The sequence below is a fragment of the Bradyrhizobium sp. S3.2.6 genome (genome assembly GCF_040546885.1).
GTDB classification, from domain to species: Bacteria; Pseudomonadota; Alphaproteobacteria; order Rhizobiales; family Xanthobacteraceae; genus Bradyrhizobium; species Bradyrhizobium cytisi.
On the sequence record NZ_JBEPOS010000002.1, the window covers coordinates 221,083 to 238,141 of the forward strand.

Here is a 17,059-nt window from a genome sequence, read left to right on the forward strand (position 1 = left end):
TCGTTTGGACGCATATCAGCGCGACTAGCCGCGCTTTCTTCGCGCTTCGTTGTAGCGGAGCGCGTCGACGATCACCTTGAATGCAGCCGAGTTCTGCCGTGAGGTCGGATAGTAGATGTAATAGCCGTCGAATTTCGGCGACCAGTCGTCGAGCACGATGACGAGCTCGCCGGACCGGACGTGCCGCGTCACCATATCTTCGGGAAGATAGGCGATGCCGAAGCCTTTGACAGCGGCTTCGATCATGGCGCGGGAGTCGTTGAAGGTCAGTTGCCCCTCGACCCGTACCCGGAGGTCGGGACCGTTCTTGGCGAACTCCCATACATAATGACCGCCGGCCGCCGCGCGCCGCTTGATGCAGACATGCTTCAGGAGGTCCTGCGGATGCTTCGGCTTCGGATGCTCCTTCAGATAGGCGGGCGAGGCGACCGCGACGAGCCGCCAGTCCGGACCGATGCGTACCGCGATCATGTCCTTCTCGACGCTCTCGCCGAGGCGGATGCCGGCATCGAAGCCGTCCTCGACGATGTTGCGGAAGGCCGTGTCGAGGCTGAACTCGACCTTGATGTCGGGATATTTCGTCAGGACTGGCACCAGCTTCGGCCAGACGGCTTTTTCCAGGGCATGGTCCGAGAGCGTAATCCGGATAGTGCCCGACGGCTTGTCGCGCAGGGACATCAGTGCGGCGATATCGCGTTCGATCTCCTCGATGCGCGGCGCAACCGATTGCTGGAGCCGCTCGCCGGCCTCGGTCAGGCCGACGCTTCGGGTCGTGCGCGTCAACAGCCGCAGGCCCATCTGCGATTCCAGGCGCTTGATTGTGTGGCTCAGCGTCGACTGCACGACGCCCAGTTTCGCGGCGGCCTTCGTGAAGCTGCGCTCGCGGGCGACAGCCACGAAGGCCAGCAGATCGTTGAAATCCTGAGCGGCCATGGGCCGCCACTATTCATGGCTCACATCGATTAATGCAAGCAAATTATATCGGCTAATCGAATGCCGTCGGCGGCGCTATGTGTTGCCGTGACCAGCGCCGGTGTGGGCGCTTCGCGACATATGGATCCCCGATGGACGTCACGACAAATCAGAAGACGATGCAGCCAGTGGCCGCGTGGAGTGCAGTTTTTGCACTGTCGCTCTGCGCCTCGACGCTGGTCGCAGCCGAATGGATGCCCGTCAGTCTGCTGACGCCGATCGCGGACAGTCTGCATTTGACCGAAGGCCAGGCGGGGCAAGCCATTTCCGTATCCGGCCTGTTCGCGATTCTCACCAGTCTCTTCATCTCGGCCGCGACGCGCGGTGTCGATCGTCGGTCCGTCTTGCTGTGGCTGACCGGCATCACCCTCGTCTCCGGCATCCTCGTTGCTTTTGCGCCCAGTTACGCGGTCTTCATGGTCGGACGCGCGCTGGTCGGCATGGCCGTCGGTGGCTTCTGGTCGATGTCCGCCGCGACGATGATCCGCCTCGCGCCGGACAAGGATGTGCCGCGTGCACTTGCGCTTCTCAATGGCGGCAATGCCCTCGCGACGACGATTGCCGCGCCTCTCGGCAGCTTCCTCGGCCAGTACATCGGTTGGCGCGGCGCGTTCTTTTGCGTCGTGCCGATTGCAGCGCTGACCCTGCTTTGGCAATTCTTCACGTTGCCGCGCATGCCGAGTCAGCAGCGGGCAAGCGCGGCGGCGGCGTTCAAGGTTCTGCGCCGCCCTGAAGTTCCCTACGGCATGCTCGCAGCGGCGCTGTTCTTCCTCGGGCAGTTCTCACTCTTCACCTATCTGCGGCCGTTCTTCGAAATGGTGACGCGCGTCGACGCCACGACCATTTCGGTTCTGCTGCTCGTCATGGGCGTGGCCGGTCTTGTCGGCACGTCACTGATTGGGCTCGTCATCCGCCAGCGCCTTTATTCGTCTCTGGTCTTGATGCCGTTCGCAATGGCCGTCGTGGCGGTCGCATTGACGGGTTATGGTTCCTCACTCGGCGCAACGGCTGCACTGATGTCCCTGTGGGGCTTCGTCGGTACGGCGGCGCCCGTCGGCTGGTGGACGTGGCTGAGCAGGGCATTGCCTGACGACGCGGAAGCAGGCGGAGGCTTGATGGTCGCGGTGGTTCAGTTTGCCATCACGATCGGAGCCGCCGGCGGTGGCGTGCTGTTCGACGGTGGCGGTTATCGGGCCACCTTTCTGTTCAGCGCCGTCATACTCGCGCTCTCGTCCTCGGTCATCTTGTTTGGAATCTTTCGTCGCAGGGCAAGAACCAACTCGCAATGCGCGGCTTGTGCCTTGTGACGCGGTTTCGCGCGTAATGTTTGAAACACTGGCAGTAACGGAGGCATGACATGCAAATTCGGCAAGCAGGCTCGCAAGCGTCGGCCCGGGCTCCGGCAGAGTATTTCACCGGCACGGTCCGTATCGATCCCTTGTTTCCGGCCATCGATCCATCTCGCGTCGCCGGCAATCACGTCACCTTTGAGCCCGGCGCGCGCACTGCATGGCACACGCATCCTTTCGGCCAGACGCTGATCGTCACGTCCGGCCGCGGCCACGTGCAGCGCTGGGGCGGTCCGATCGAGGACATCCGACCGGGCGACGTGGTCTCGTTCGAGCCCGGCGAGAAGCACTGGCATGGCGCGTCAGCGAACACGGCCATGAGCCATATCGCCATCCAGGAAGCGCTCGACGGCAGCCCGGTCGCGTGGATGGAAAAGGTAACAGACGAACAGTATGGCGCGGCTGCCGCCAACGGAGACCAGCCATGAAGGCAACCGTCCTCTACGGGCCCGGCGATGTCCGTTACGAAAGCGTCGACGACCCCAGGATCATTCGCCCGACCGATGCCATCATCAAGCTGTCGGCCACCTGCATCTGCGGTTCCGATCTCTGGCCCTATCGTGGACTACAGCCCAGTGAGGGCCCTGCGCATATGGGGCATGAATATTGCGGCGTGGTCGTCGAGATCGGCGGCGCGGTGCGGACGATCAAGCCCGGCCAGTTCGTCGTCGGCTCGTTCTGCCTTTCGGACAATACCTGCCCGCATTGCAAATTCGGTTTCCAGTCGTCGTGCGAGCAGCGTGAGTTCATGTCGGGCGCGCAGGCGCCTTACGCGCGCGTCGCGCTCGCTGATGGCACGCTGGTCGCGACCAGCGAGATGCCGGGACGCGATCTCATCCCGCATCTGCTTGCGACCTCCGACGTGCTCGGGACCGGCTGGTACGCCGCGGACGCCGCGAATGTGAAGCAAGGCTCCGTGGTCGCGGTGGTCGGCGACGGTGCGGTCGGCCTCATGGGTGTGCTTGCAGCGAAAGAGATGGGCGCGGAGCGCATCATCGCCATGAGCCGCCACAAGACGCGGCAGGATCTGGCCCGGGAGTTCGGCGCCACCGATATCGTCGTCGAGCGCGGCCTCGAGGGCATCGCGCGCGTCAAGGAGCTGACCCGGGGCGTCGGTGCCGACTCGGTGCTCGAATGCGTCGGCACGCAGGAAGCCATGTCACAAGCGCTCGAATGCACGCGTCCGGGCGGCACGATCGGCTATGTCGGCGTTCCCCATGGCGTGACCTTCGATGGCCAGGCGTTGTTCTTCGGGCAGCGGCGCATGCTGGGCGGTCCCGCTCCGGTGCGGCGGTTCCTGCCCGATCTCATGGATCGGGTGCTCAATGGACGGATTCAGCCGGGCAAGGTGTTCGATCTCACGCTGCCGATCGACCAGGTTGCCGAAGGCTACAAGGCGATGGACCAGCGCCGCGCGATCAAGACGATGCTGACGGTGTGACGGCGGGGCAGGGCGCTGTCTATCGGGAGCGACTCTGCAGGCTCCCGATCAGCCGCCCAACCAGCTCATCGATTTCGCCCAGCGCCGTTGGCGGATCGAGGAATTCCTCCGGACTGATTTTACGAATCCGATTGTTTCGCGATCGCATAAGCGTAGGGTCCTGTCGATCACGCTGCCAGCTCGTACGACGACGTGAAATTGAGGTCTCTGACTCTTAACTCTTGCGAGGAGGACCAAAATGTTCGCGCACATCCCGACAGTATTGCTTACGTTGCCGCTGATTTTCAACGTCGCCGACACCGTGCCGAACTTCAACATTCAACGGGGCTGCAAAGTCGACAGCGCGTCGGCTTCCGATCCCAATGCCGGTATGGCCGCAACAATCAAGCGGTGTGTGGACGACGAGCAGCGGGCGAAGGATCAGCTTCAGACCCAATGGCCGGGTTTTTTGGCGTCTGACCGCGCTATGTGTATGTCGGTGGCCGTTGGCGAGAAGGCAGACGACAATGCGATGCCGCCCAGTTACGTCGAATTGTTGACCTGTCTTCAGGATCAACAATTTGCGCGAAAGCTTCCCAAGAACTGATCGTACTGCATCGCGACTGCTCCGAACTTCGGCCGTCCGGTTTGATTTAAATCAACACGCGGAATTTCCACTGACCGCCGCACGCGTGAGTGCGAGGACAAACATGCTTGCTTCCACAGCGTGTTAGGCGCAATGTGCGGTAGCAGACAATCGTCCGGACCATTGATGTCTATCGGACGATGATTCAAATCGCTCTAGCATTCTTCGATGTTCAATTGACGTCTGGCGCGCATTGAGGCGCCGGCCATGTGATTGATCGACGGCCGCTTCCTGGCGCGCCGTCAGGACGAGCGTAGTTTTGTGTGCCTTGGCAGGATTGTGCGTATCATGAGTCTCTCCGAAGCAGGCACGTGGGCAGTTGCTGAGCGACACGCCGACATGCTGCTCGTTCCCGGCGGCATGTTCCGGATGGGATCGGACAAGCATTATCCCGAGGAGAAGCCGGCCCATCGCGTCGCGGTCGACAGCTTCCGGATCGATCGAACGCCAGTGACGAACCAGCAGTTTCGTGCATTCATTGAAGTGACGGGATACGTCACCTTTGCCGAGATCGCTCCCGATCCGAACGATTATCCGGGTGCATTGCCCCACATGCTGAAAGCGGGTTCGCTCGTTTTCAATCCACCCGATCATCCCGTCGATCTCCGCGACCGCAACTCTTCCGTGGGCAAGCTCGACAAGGCGCTCGATGTCGCTCAGGCGGAGGGCTGGACCATTGTCGACATGAAGAATGACTGGAAGCGCGTATTCGCGTTTGAAGGAAAATGAGACGCCCAATGGCCTGAAAACCGTCTGGCCGTGAAAAAGGACACAACGAAAGTCAGCCGCGTAGCGGCGGCAATCGATCGACGTGTTTGGGATGACAGGCATGACTTCGCCGAATTTGCCGCTCTGGCTTCGTTTTGTCCTGCTGGTCGGAGCAGTTGGTCTTGCGGCAGGCGCGAGCCTGTTCGCTTATCGATACTACACGCGCCCGGTGACCCTGAGCGTGGCGGTCGGCTCCATTGATGGCGAAGCGGCCAAGATGATGTCCGCTATGGCAAGCCGACTCGTCGCGACCAACGCGCCGGTCCGGCTGAAGGTTGTCGACAGCGGCACGGCGCTCGAGGCGGCCAATGCGTTTTCGGCCGGCAAGGTGGACCTTGCCGTGGTTCGCGGCGATGTCGGTGACCTGTCACAAGCGAAAGCCGTGGTGGTCGTGAGCCACATGGTCGTCCTCATCGTTGCTCCGCCGGGATCGACCATCGACAGCATCGACAAATTGAAAGGCCGGCGCATCGGGGTGATCGGCGGAGACATCAATGCCAAAATCGCCGATGTGCTGAGCAAGGAATACGGACTGGATCGACAGAAGGTGTTCAAGGATATCCCTTTGACGGATGCCCGGCGAGCCATCCAGTCCAAGGAGGTTGCGGCAGTGCTCGTCGTGATCCCTTTGGCCCAGAAATATTTGTCACTGGTGCGAGGCTTCTCCCAGCAAGGGCCAAAAGCGTTGCCGATCCTGATCGCGATCGATTCCGCCGCGGCAATCGCGGAAACCGAGCGTGCCTATGAGAGCTTCGACGTCCCAAAGGGCACCCTGCGAGGAGCGCCGCCAGTCCCGGACGATGACCTGACAACCTTGAGGACTTCACTCTATCTGGTTGCGAACAAGAAGCTTGGTTCCGATCTGGTCGCCACGCTCACCCAGACGATCATGAGCGTCCGCAGGGACCTTTTGGCCGAGGATCCGATTTTCGCGCAGATCACAGCGCCCAGCACCGACCAGGATGCCTACCTTCCGCTGCACCCCGGGGCGGCGGCCGTCTACAACGCCACCCAACAGAGTTTCATGGATGAGTACGGCAACTGGATTTACCTCACGCCGATGATCCTGGGAGGCGCTGCGACCGTCCTCGCCGCGGCCTGGAAATTCCTGGGACTTGGGAGCCCGAAAAGCGAGGGTCCGCTGGATTCCCTTTATGCGCTGGGGCGCCGTATCCGAAAGGCCGGCACCGAAGCCGAACTCTCCGACATCGAGGAAGAGATCGACGGTATCCTCAGCGCGCAACGCGCCAAAGCAGCGCGCGGAGACGAGAGTGCGGTGGACGACGCGACGCTGAATGTCGCCGCCCATAGGCTCGAGAGCTTGGTCCACGATCGACGAGCGATGCTTGCGAAGAAACCTGCAGTGGCCTGTGTAGCCTGAGCGACACAGAGGAGTCGTTATGAATTAGTTGCCGCTGCGAACTCCCGCAGCCATCGCCCTTTTATGCGCCGGCTTTCTTTCGACCACCGCGACGGTTTCGAGGGCCGATGAAAGCGGCACCAGTTTTTAGCTTCCGGGCATATTTGGCAGTCTCGCGACCGCGCCGGGGCAGCCGGGATGGGCGTTCGCGACGGTTTATTATCATACATCGGTCAGTGCTGGTGCCGATGTCGCGCGTTCCCGCGGACTTCAGATCGGCAGCCTGAATCCGAACCTGAACGTCAATTTGAATGCGACCCTGAAAGCCGATGCTGACCTCGCATTGCTCGTCCCGAGCTACACGTTCGCAACTCCGGTTTTAGGTGGTCAGTTGGCGGTACAGATGGCAGCGATCGTCGGGCGCAACGGCGCCACCGTCAACGGGACACTATCCGTTTCGCTGCCGCCCTTCGGCTTGGTGTGAACCGACAGCATCGGCGATTCCGTCACTGGCTTCGGCGACCTCTATCCGAAGATGATGCATCGGGGCTCTTCATTTTGAAGCGCGCATGAACGCGGATATTCGCACTATCGCTGGCGGCTCTGCAGGCTCCCGATCAGCCGCCCAACCAGCTCATCGATTTTGCCCAGCGCCGTTGGCGGATCGAGGAACTCGATATCGTCCACGTTCCAGTATTCGACGCGATGGGCGACACCGGCAAAGCGGCGCTCGATCATGGGGCGATGCTCGGCATCCTTCAGTGCGACCACAAGGGCTGCCTGCGCAAAGTCGTCGTCCGTGCAGAGCACCGGATCGCGCGCAGCGCCTTCAGGCACAATGCCTTTGGCTTGCAAGGCATTCACCGTGTAGGGCGACATCGGCCCCACGTTTTCAGGAAAGAGAAGATCTTCGGCGACGCCGCGCGAGAAGGCCTGCCAACCCAGCCCTTCGAGCCCGGCCTGATGGTTGAAAATCTCCTCGGCATAGCGGCTTCGATAGTAGTTGCCCGTGCAGAGAAACAGCACGCGATTGGTCTTGTTCATCAAGTCGTATGTCCATCAACGATCTGCCACATGCCATGGGGATGTCATGTGGTCCCGCAATTCGAAGAAGCTAACACGTGTTCGTGCCGAAAGACACGTGGCTTCTCAACAGCGCAGCCGCGTAACGACCTGTGGCAGTGACGCCAGCAGCAGCACGACGCAGACGCAAAACAGCACAATGTCCTTGAACAGGAACTCGCCTGCCAGATTCCAGGCCATCGGGTCGGTTGAGATGCTCCATGTCACGACGCCAGGCGTGGTGAAAAAGAACGACCAGGTGACGGCGAAAGTGACCACTCCCATCAACGATCCCAGCGCTGAGAGGATCGGGCTGAACGCACCGGCAGCCAGCAAGGCCGCAATCACGAATTCAGTGACACCGAGGACATAGGCTTCGCCCCTCAATCCGAAGACCGATAGCCACGAGACAAGCGGGCTGTTGCTGATGAATTGCGCGATGCCCTGGGCCGACTGCAGCGTGAACTTCTGCATGCCGAACGACACGAAGATCACGACCATGACCCAGCGCAGGATCGCCAGCGGTCGATAGGACCCGGCCCCGTCCTCTGCAATGTGGAAGGTTGCTCTCGCTAGCTCGTTCATTTCACCGGCCCTCGATGATGCATTATTGGCGGTACGGCCGCATTGCCGGCTCGTTACGTGCGGAGGGCGTGTTTCCGTTCACGATTGTGTGCGGCGCGGCCGGGCTCGGATCACGAAAATAGTCGTTGGACACGTCCGCTGTACGTGTGTCGCGATCGTCTCTGGCCCGCCCCTGGGGTTCGGTTCGGGAGCATCGCCATGATGACATCATGCCGGTGTTTTGCCCGACGCGTCAAGGAAATTTCGTAAAATCAGCAGTCGTGTGACGCCAGCGGTCAAGCCATTGATAAGGCTCACCGCGCCTACTGTGCATGGGGTTGTTTTCGCGTTTTTGGTTGAAGCGGGCCTGCCCTGCGGACAGCGGCAGACGCGCGCGATCATCCCGCCTTCGCGACGCGGCTGTCCGAGCGCAGGTTCTGGAAGAACTTTTCCACCTCGCGCGACAGCGTGTCCGCCGTCGCGGTCAGGCTGCTTGCGGCCGTCAGCACGGACGTCGCCGCCGTGTCGGTCTCGCCGATGGCGTCGCGGAGCGAGGTGATGTTGGCAACCAGCGTCTCGTTGCCCTGGGCGGCGCTTTGCGCGTTGGAGGAGATCTCGCGGGTGGCCTGGTCCTGCTGGCCGACGGCGCCGGCAATCGCGGAGGTGACCTCGTTGATCTCGCGCACAGCGCCGCCGATCTCGCGGACGGCATCGACCGCGCTGCGGGTGGAGGACTGGATCATCGCGACGTTCTCGCCGATGTCGGCGGTCGCCTTCGCGGTCTGTCCCGCCAGCGCCTTCACTTCGTGCGCGACGACCGCAAAGCCGCGGCCGGCGTCACCGGCGCGCGCAGCCTCGATGGAGGCGTTGAGCGCGAGCAAATTGGTCTGCTCGGCGATCGTCTGAATGAGGGTCAGCACGCCGTCGATGCGCTGCGTGGCGGCGGCGAGGCTCTCGATCTCGGCGATCGATTTTTCGGTGCGCTGGCCGGTCTGCTCCACCGCGCCCGCGGATTGCCGCACCTGGCGGCCGATCTCCTCGACCGATGCCGACAGCTCCTCGGCGGCACCTGCCACCGCACTGACGTTGTGCGAGGCCTGCTCGGTGGCGTTCGCCGCCGTGCCGGCGCGGCTGCTCGCATCCGCGGTGACGCGGGTGATGGTCTGTGCGGTCTCGCGCATGACGGTGGCGTTGTCGCTGAGGCCGCGCATGATCGCGCCGATCGCCTCGCGGAACGCTTCGACCGACTGCTCGATGTGGCGCGCGCGCTCTTCGCGTGCCGCAGAATCCTGCGAGACCTGCGAGGCGAGGTTGCGGTTGCGCCCCATCGCGTCCTGGAACACTTCGATGGCGCGGGCCAGTGCGCCGATCTCGTCGGCGCGGCCGGCGTGCGGCACCACGACATTCTCGGCGCCGTCGGCGACCTGCTTGATGGTCGCGGTGATCGCGGCGAGCGGCCGCGCGATCGAGCGGGCGATGATGATGATGCCGATCACGACCAGCGCCAGCGCGACGCCGGCGAGACACGTCAGCACGAATGAGAGCGTACGGTTGGTCTCGGTCTCGCGCGCGATCTGCCTGGCGCGCTCGGCATAGACCTTGGAGAGCGCCTCGAGATCCTTGTTCAGCGCCGAGCGCACGGCGCGGTTGGCGTCGTTGTCGCCCCATTCGCGGCCCGCGGCCGCATTGATCTCGACGCCGCGGCGGACCAGCTCCTTGCGGAAGTCGACGAACTGCTCGATGCGCTTCTTGAAGGTGGCGAACTGCTCGGCGTCGTCAGCCTTGACGATGCTCTCCCATCCCTTCACGACATTCAGGATTTGCCCGTTGAACTTGAGCAGGCCATCGCCGTATTTCTTCACGACCGCCGGTTCGGTCGACATGTAGACGCCGCGCGATTCCATCACGACCGCATAGACCAGCGAGTTGACGCGCTCGACGTTCAGCGCCGCCGCATTCGCCGTCTCGATCGCGCTGGTCAACTCGGCGCCGCGGCGGCTGTTGTAGTCCGACAGCATAGCGATCGCCGCGATGAGCAGGGCGAATAGCGCGAAGATCGCATAGAGCTTGGTGGCCAGCGAGAAACGGCCTGCCAGGCCGGCGGTATTCCCAGATCGGTCTGATGTCATGGTGCGGGGGCCCGAATGGCCAGGAGTGGCCGGACTGCGCGGTCTTCTAAAATTGATGCAAAACTATGCAGAATGAAGATGGACGCAGCGTTAACGCGGCCGTTGGCCCCCCTTCGCCCCAGGTCGAAAGAAAGGTAAGATATTTCAGCGTCTTGATCCAAAGGTATAGTTTCAAGATCGCCTTGGAGTCGGTCACTGGCCGACGAACCCCGGAGGGGCCTTTGGTCTACCGCCACGCCATCGACGCCACGACCTACACCTTTCCCGACCTGCGCGACCTCCTGGCCAAGGCGACGCCGCCGCGCTCCGGCGACCGGCTGGCCGGCATTGCCGCAGAGAGCGCCGAGCAGATGATCGCCGCGCGGATGGCGCTGGCGGACGTCCCACTCGGTCAATTCCTTAACGAGGCCGTCGTCCCCTATGAGGCCGACGAGGTGACCCGGCTCGTCATCGACAGCCATGACGCCAAGGCGTTTGCCCCCGTGGCCTCGCTGACGGTCGGAGCCTTCCGCGACTGGCTGCTGTCGGACGCGGCCACGGCGGAGGTCTTGCGCAAGCTCGCGCCCGGCATCACGCCGGAGATGGCGGCCGCGGTGTCGAAGCTGATGCGCAACCAGGACCTGATCCTGGCGGCGCGGAAATGCGAGGTCATCACCGCCTTCCGCAACACCATCGGCCTGAAGGGCCGGATGAGCACGCGGCTGCAGCCCAACCATCCCTTCGACGATGCCAGGGGCATCACCGCCTCGATCCTCGACGGCCTGCTGCTAGGAGCCGGCGATGCCTGCATCGGCATCAATCCGGCAAGCGACGATCCGGCCGTCATCGCGCAATTGCTGCGGCTATTGGACGAGATCATCGCGCGGCTGAAGATTCCGACCCAAGGCTGCGTGCTGACCCATGTCACCACGACACTGGCGCTGATCGGGCAGGGCGTGCCGGTCGACCTCGTCTTCCAGTCGGTCGCCGGCACCGAGGCCGCCAATCGAAGCTTTGGCATCGACCTCGCGCTGCTGAAGGAGGCGCAGGCAGCCGGGCTGTCGCAGAAGCGCGGCACGGTGGGCGAGAACGTGATGTATTTCGAGACCGGCCAGGGCTCCGCGCTGTCGGCCAACGCCCATCACGGTGTCGACCAGCAGACCTGCGAGGCGCGTGCCTATGCGGTGGCCCGTGCCTATGCGCCATTGCTGGTCAACAGCGTGGTCGGCTTCATCGGTCCGGAATATCTCTATGACGGCAAGGAGATCATCCGGGCGGGGCTGGAGGATCATTTCTGCGGCAAGCTGCTCGGCCTGCCGCTCGGCACCGACATCTGCTACACCAACCATGCCGAGGCGGACCAGGACGACATGGACAATCTGCTGACGTTGCTTGCCGCCGCCGGCGTCACCTTCATCATGGGGGTGCCCGGCGCCGACGACGTCATGCTGAACTACCAGTCCACCTCCTTCCACGACGCGCTCTATGTCCGCGACGTCTTCGGCGCGGCCCGCGCGCCGGAGTTCGACGACTGGCTGGTCCAGACCGGAATTGCGAGCGCCGATTTCCGGCTTGCCGGTGATGCAGGCCTGTTGCCCGATTTCGCCTCCCGGTTGATCGCGTGACGCGAAAGTCCCGCAAAAAACATCATCCGACGGCGTGAACCGGGGAAACCATTGGTGCGTCTCATGAATTAGTTCGGTGCCACAATATTGAGGAATTCCGGTCGCAGCGTTACGCTATGTTTCTGGAGACCTCGTCAGTACCGTTCGTAGAACGTGGTTGGGGGAAGTTCGATGCGCGCTGATAGCAACGGAACGAGCCGGCATATTCTCTGTGTCTTCCCGCGTTACACGTCGTCTTTCGGCACCTTCGAGTATGCCTATCCGCTGACCGACGGCGTCCGCGCCTTCATGCCGCCGCAGGGGCTGCTGTTGCTCGCCGCCTATCTGCCGAAGGAGTGGCAGGTCAAATTCGTCGACGAGAATCTTCGCCGCGCGACAAAGGAAGAGTTCGAATGGGCGGAGGCCGTCTTCGTCAGCGGCATGCACATCCAGCGCCAGCAGATGAACGACATCTGCCGCCGCGCCCATGAGTTCGATCTGCCGGTTGCGCTCGGCGGCCCCTCGGTCAGCGCTTGCCCGGACTATTACCCGTCATTCGACTATCTCCATGTCGGCGAGCTCGGCGACGCCACCAATCAGCTGCTCGAAATCCTGTCGCGCGATACGTCTCGCCCCGAGCAACAGGTCGTGCTGACGACCAAAGACCGCGTGCCGATGACGGAGTTTCCGATTCCGGCCTATGAGCTCGCCGATGTGAAGCGGTATTTCCTCGGCAGCATCCAGTATTCCAGCGGCTGCCCGTATCAATGCGAGTTCTGCGACATCCCCGGTCTCTATGGCCGCAACCCGCGCATCAAATCGCCCGAGCAGATCATCGCCGAGCTCGACCGCCTGCGCGAATGCGGCATGACCGACACGGTCTATTTCGTCGACGACAATTTCATCGGTAACCGCAAGGCGGCGCTGGATCTGCTGCCGCATCTGATCGAGTGGCAGAAGAAGACCGGCTATGTGGTGCGGCTCGCCTGCGAAGCGACGCTCAACATCGCAAAGCGCCCCGAAATCCTCGAGAAGATGCGCGAGGCCTATTTCATCACCATCTTCTGCGGCATCGAGACGCCGGACCCCGACGCGCTGAAGGCGATGCACAAGGACCACAACATGATGGTCCCGATCCTCGAGGGCGTGCGCACCATCAACTCCTACGGGATGGAGGTGGTGTCCGGCATCATCATGGGGCTCGACACCGACAAGCCGAACACCTCGGAGGCGCTGCTCGCCTTCGTCGAGGAGTCGCACATTCCGCTGCTGACCATCAACCTGCTTCAGGCGCTGCCGAAGACGCCGCTGTGGGACCGGCTGGAGAAGGAAGGGCGCCTGGTCGATGACGAGGGGCGCGATTCCAATGTCAACTTCCTGTTGCCCTATGACGACGTCGTCGCATCCTGGAAGCACGCCATGAGCGTCGCCTACGAGCCCGAGAAGGTCTACGCGCGCTTCCAGTACCAATGCGACGAGGTTTATCCCCATCGCCTCAAGATGCCGGTGCCGGACGAGATGAAGACCTGGACCAATATCCGGCGCGGCCTCGTCATGTTGCGCAACATCTTCTGGAAGGTCGGCGTGCTCGGCGACTACAGGCGCGTGTTCTGGAAGTTTGCGCTGGAGCGGATCCGCCGTGGTGACATCGAAGGCCTGATCGGCTGCACAATGATCGCGCATCATCTCATCACGTTTGCGCGCGCGGCATCGAGCGGCAAGCAGAACGCGTCGAACTATTCGATCCGGCTGCGCGAAGCATCCGTTCCCGCCGAATGAGCGACAAGCCCGTTCCGGCACGCCCGACCGTCGACCTGAGATCGTTCACGCCTGCGCGCGTCGCGCTCGGGCGCAGCGGCGCGAGCCTGCCGACAAAACCGCTGCTCGATTTCACGCTGGCGCATGCCCGCGCCCGCGATGCCGTGCACGCCGCCTTCGACGCGCCGGGGCTGGTTGCCGGGGTGAGGGCGCTCGGTCTTGGCGCCACCGAGGTGACGAGCCGGGCCGCCGATCGCAGCGATTATCTGCGCCGGCCGGATCTTGGACGGCAACTCGATGCCAGTTCTGCCGCGGCGCTGGCGGATCGCGCCACTGCGCCGTGCCAGCTTGCGATCGTCATCGGTGATGGATTGTCGGCGGCGGCGGTCCATGCCCATGCAGTCGCGCTGCTGCAAAGCCTGCTACCGCTGCTCCGCGAAGGCGACGCTGTCGCGATCGGCCATGTCGTCGTCGCCTCAGGCGCGCGGGTTGCGCTGGGCGACGAGATCGGGGCCATCCTCGGCGCCCGCATGGTTTTGATGCTGATCGGCGAACGGCCGGGCCTGTCCGCGCCCGACAGCCTCGGTGCCTATCTGACCTTCGCACCGAAGCCCGGGCTGACCGATGCCGCGCGCAACTGCGTGTCGAATATCCACAGGGCCGGGTTGAGCTATCGTGAGGCCGCCCTCAAGCTCGTCTGGCTGGTCCGCGAGGGACTGGCGCGGGAGGTCACGGGCGTGGCGCTCAAGGACGAGAGCGCCGACCGGGCGCCGCGTCGAATTGGCTCGGCGTTGCCCGAATGACGGGCATTCCGGTAAAATCGCCGCATCTTGATCGATTTGGAGACCCTTGGCGTGCTTGCGAGTCGGGCTCATGACCTGCTAAACCGCAGCCGGCGATTTTACGCGCATTTTCAAAGGGCAAGCCTCCCATTCGTATGGCGTTTTCAAGCCGTTCGCAGGGCGCAATAAGCTCACTGACCGAGCCGATTTAGGAACTGGACAAGGCATGCTCGAAAAGCACCGCGAGAATGAGGTTCATGTCGACAAGGTCGAGCAAGGGCCTGCGTCCTCCATCGCCTTCGGGCTGGAGCGCATCGGGCTGATTGCGGTCCGGGCGCCGATCGTCTCCTGCATCATCCTGGTCGTGCTGATCGTCGGCGCGGTGTTCGGCATCTACCGGATCAAGATCGACGATTCGCTGTCCCAGCTGTTCCGCTCCAACACGCCGGAATTCCGCCAGTATGAAGCGGTGACGAAGAAATTCCCGGCCGAGGAATTCGACGTTCTCGTCGTGGTCGAGGGCAAGAACCTGCTGGCGCGAAACAATCTCGAGAAGCTGCGCGACTTCATCACTGACATGCAGCTGGTCGAGGGCACCCGCGGTTTGGTCTCGCTGTTCTCCGCGCGCCAGGCGCCGGCGCCGGGCAAGCTGCCGGCCGCGCTGTTCCCGGCCGAGCTGCCCGAAGGCGCGGCCTATGACCAGTTCATCGAGACCGTCAAAAACAACGAGATCATCCGCGGCAAGCTCTTGTCCGAGGACGGCACGCTCGCGCTGATCGTGCTGTCGCTCGATCCCGAGGTGGTCGCCTCCAGCAAGCTCACGAAGACCGTCGGCGACATCCGCGCGCTGATGAAGGAGGATCTCGGCGAGACCGGCCTCAGCGTACAGCTCTCCGGCGTGCCGGTGATGCAGCTCGAGATCCGCAACGCGGTCGAGCGCGACGGGCTCACCTATAACATCCTCGGCATTCTCGCCGGCTGCGTCATCGCCATCATCTTCTTCCGCAAGATCTCGTTCATGGTGGTGGCGGCGTTCCCGCCGATGATCGCGATTTTGATCGCACTCGGCGCGCTCGGCTGGGCCAATTTCAATCTCAACATGTTCCTGAACGTGATGACCCCGCTCATCATGGTGATCTCGTTCTCGGACTCGATGCAGCTCACCTTCGCCGCACGCGACCGGCTGATCGCGGGCCAGGACAAGTTCACCGCGTTCAGGAATGCGGTGCTGGTGGTGGGCCCAGCCTGCGTGCTGACGCACGGCACCGCCGGCATTTCCTTCATCGCGCTTCAGTTCTCGGACTCCGACCTGATCCGCAAGTTCGGCGAGGCGGGCCTTGCCGCGACCATCATCGCGCTGGTCACGGTGCTATCGCTGGTGCCGGTGTTCGGCGTGCTGTTCGTGCGCAACGAGAAGCTCTTTGCCGTCAAGTTCCAGACCGCGGATGCCGGCGTGCAGGCGCTGCGTAATTTCTGCTACTGGATCGCGGTGCGCATGGTCGGCCGACCCGGCCTGTTCAGCCTGATCGCACTGCTGTTCGTCGCCAGCCTCGGCGTCGTCTACGCCAATCTGCAGCCGCGCTACCGGCTCGCCGACCAGGTGCCGGACAAGCGCCAGGCGGTGGCCGCCAGCAACCGGCTCGACGCCAAGCTGACCGGCGCAAATCCGGTCAACGTGCTGATCCAGTTCCCCAAGGGCGAAACGCTCTACTCGCCGGAGACGCTGCAAACCATTGCGGACGTGCACGCGACCGTGGAGAAGGCGGCCGGCGTCGGCAATGTCTGGTCGCTGGAGACGCTGCGCCGCTGGCTGGCCGAAAAGGCCGGCAGCGACGATGTCGCGACGCTCAAGGAATATGTCAACGTCATCCCCGAGCATCTGGTGCGAAGGTTCATCGATGCCGAGCAGGATGCGGTGGTCGTGGCCGGCCGCGTGCCGGACAAGGACTCCAGCCAGCTCCTGCCGATCGTCGACAAGCTCGACACCGAGCTCGACGCCGTCCGCAAGAAACACCCCGGCTACGAGGTCGCCGTCACCGGGCTTGCCGCCATCGCCGCGCGCAATTCGGCCGGCATGATCGAGAAGCTGAACCGCGGGCTCACCGTCGAATTCGCGATGGTCGCGATCTTCATTGGGCTGGCCTTCCGCTCCTGGGTGGTGATGTTCGCCTGCATCCTGCCGGGCATTTTCCCGGTGGTGATGTCGGGAACGGTGCTGTGGGCGATGGGCGAGGGGCTGCAATTCGCCAGCGTCGTCGCGCTCACCGTCTCGTTCGGCCTGGGCTTGAGCGCCACCATCCACTTCCTCAATCGCCTGCGATTGGAGAGTAAGCCCGGCGTCGGTTCGGCGATCGCGGTGGAGCGGGCGACCGTGCTGGTCGGCCCCGCGCTGATCCTGACCACGCTGGTGCTGGCCTGCGGCCTCGTCGTCACCGTGTTCTCGGACCTGCCGTCGCTGCGGCTGTTCGGCTGGCTCAGCGCCTTCTCGATGGTGGCGGCGCTGGTGGCCGACCTCTTCATCCTGCGGCCGACGGCGATGTGGTTGATCAACCTGCACGCCAAGCTTCAGGGCCCCGACAAGCCGGCGATCTGAGCGGGGCGCGATGCGCGGGCTCAAGCGTCAATGCGCTACAGGTTGACCTTGAAATCGTCCCGCCCAACACCCC

At 63.2% G+C, this 17,059-nt stretch carries 14 protein-coding genes and 1 pseudogene; 11 read left to right on the plus strand and 4 right to left on the minus strand.

The window, feature by feature from the left end; genetic code table 11:
- Positions 1 to 24 precede the first annotated feature (24 nt).
- Positions 25 to 933 carry a LysR family transcriptional regulator gene (locus ABID58_RS05350; protein WP_354031831.1) on the minus strand — a complete coding sequence of 303 codons (909 nt, stop codon included), beginning with the start codon at positions 931 to 933 and terminating at the stop codon, positions 25 to 27.
- 131 nt (positions 934 to 1,064) lie between these two features.
- Between ABID58_RS05350 and ABID58_RS05355 the strand changes: the two genes are divergently transcribed.
- The 7 genes and pseudogenes from ABID58_RS05355 (at position 1,065) to ABID58_RS05385 (ending at position 6,999) form a co-directional block, all read left to right on the plus strand.
- Entirely contained in the window at positions 1,065 to 2,279 is a 1,215-nt protein-coding gene (locus ABID58_RS05355; RefSeq protein ID WP_354031832.1) for an MFS transporter, read from the plus strand.
- 50 nt (positions 2,280 to 2,329) lie between these two features.
- The gene (locus tag ABID58_RS05360; RefSeq protein WP_354031833.1) at positions 2,330 to 2,749 is read left to right on the plus strand and encodes a (R)-mandelonitrile lyase; all 420 of its coding nucleotides are present in this window, start codon (positions 2,330 to 2,332) and stop codon (positions 2,747 to 2,749) included.
- Entirely contained in the window at positions 2,746 to 3,762 is a 1,017-nt protein-coding gene (locus ABID58_RS05365) for a zinc-dependent alcohol dehydrogenase family protein (RefSeq protein ID WP_148752105.1), read from the plus strand. The genes ABID58_RS05360 and ABID58_RS05365 overlap by 4 nt, the downstream gene beginning before the upstream one ends.
- Before the next feature lie 238 nt (positions 3,763 to 4,000).
- A complete protein-coding gene (locus ABID58_RS05370; RefSeq protein WP_148752104.1) occupies positions 4,001 to 4,348 on the plus strand; it encodes a hypothetical protein in 348 nt (115 codons plus the stop codon).
- A 378-nt stretch (positions 4,349 to 4,726) separates the two neighbouring features.
- Positions 4,727 to 4,999 (plus strand): annotated as a pseudogene (locus ABID58_RS05375) (SUMF1/EgtB/PvdO family nonheme iron enzyme); the annotation flags it as partial.
- A gap of 217 nt (positions 5,000 to 5,216) precedes the next feature.
- Positions 5,217 to 6,536, plus strand: coding sequence for a TAXI family TRAP transporter solute-binding subunit (locus ABID58_RS05380; RefSeq protein ID WP_354031834.1), 1,320 nt, complete (start codon positions 5,217 to 5,219; stop codon positions 6,534 to 6,536).
- A gap of 286 nt (positions 6,537 to 6,822) precedes the next feature.
- The gene (locus ABID58_RS05385; protein WP_187434946.1) at positions 6,823 to 6,999 is read left to right on the plus strand and encodes a hypothetical protein; all 177 of its coding nucleotides are present in this window, start codon (positions 6,823 to 6,825) and stop codon (positions 6,997 to 6,999) included.
- Positions 7,000 to 7,103: 104 nt separating this feature from the next.
- Here the strand turns inward: ABID58_RS05385 and ABID58_RS05390 are convergent, their stop codons facing one another.
- The 3 genes from ABID58_RS05390 to ABID58_RS05400 form a co-directional block, all read right to left on the minus strand.
- The gene (locus tag ABID58_RS05390) at positions 7,104 to 7,559 is read right to left on the minus strand and encodes an arsenate-mycothiol transferase ArsC (RefSeq protein WP_354032173.1); all 456 of its coding nucleotides are present in this window, start codon (positions 7,557 to 7,559) and stop codon (positions 7,104 to 7,106) included.
- 105 nt (positions 7,560 to 7,664) lie between these two features.
- Entirely contained in the window at positions 7,665 to 8,162 is a 498-nt protein-coding gene (locus ABID58_RS05395) for a YkgB family protein (protein WP_354031835.1), read from the minus strand.
- Positions 8,163 to 8,539: 377 nt separating this feature from the next.
- The gene (locus ABID58_RS05400; protein WP_354031836.1) at positions 8,540 to 10,270 is read right to left on the minus strand and encodes a methyl-accepting chemotaxis protein; all 1,731 of its coding nucleotides are present in this window, start codon (positions 10,268 to 10,270) and stop codon (positions 8,540 to 8,542) included.
- Positions 10,271 to 10,491: 221 nt separating this feature from the next.
- On the opposite strand from ABID58_RS05400, the gene ABID58_RS05405 reads away from it, so the two are divergent.
- From ABID58_RS05405 to ABID58_RS05420, 4 genes are all read left to right on the plus strand, one after another.
- Positions 10,492 to 11,874, plus strand: a complete 1,383-nt coding sequence (locus tag ABID58_RS05405) for an ethanolamine ammonia-lyase subunit EutB (RefSeq protein WP_354031837.1) — start codon at positions 10,492 to 10,494, stop codon at positions 11,872 to 11,874.
- A gap of 171 nt (positions 11,875 to 12,045) precedes the next feature.
- Positions 12,046 to 13,632 carry a B12-binding domain-containing radical SAM protein gene (locus ABID58_RS05410; RefSeq protein ID WP_354031838.1) on the plus strand — a complete coding sequence of 529 codons (1,587 nt, stop codon included), beginning with the start codon at positions 12,046 to 12,048 and terminating at the stop codon, positions 13,630 to 13,632.
- Positions 13,629 to 14,414, plus strand: coding sequence for an ethanolamine ammonia-lyase subunit EutC (eutC, locus tag ABID58_RS05415; protein WP_354031839.1), 786 nt, complete (start codon positions 13,629 to 13,631; stop codon positions 14,412 to 14,414). The genes ABID58_RS05410 and eutC overlap by 4 nt, the downstream gene beginning before the upstream one ends.
- 205 nt (positions 14,415 to 14,619) lie before the next feature.
- Positions 14,620 to 16,986: an efflux RND transporter permease subunit gene (locus tag ABID58_RS05420; protein WP_354031840.1), complete on the plus strand. Its 2,367-nt coding sequence runs from the start codon at positions 14,620 to 14,622 to the stop codon at positions 16,984 to 16,986.
- Positions 16,987 to 17,059 lie beyond the last annotated feature (73 nt).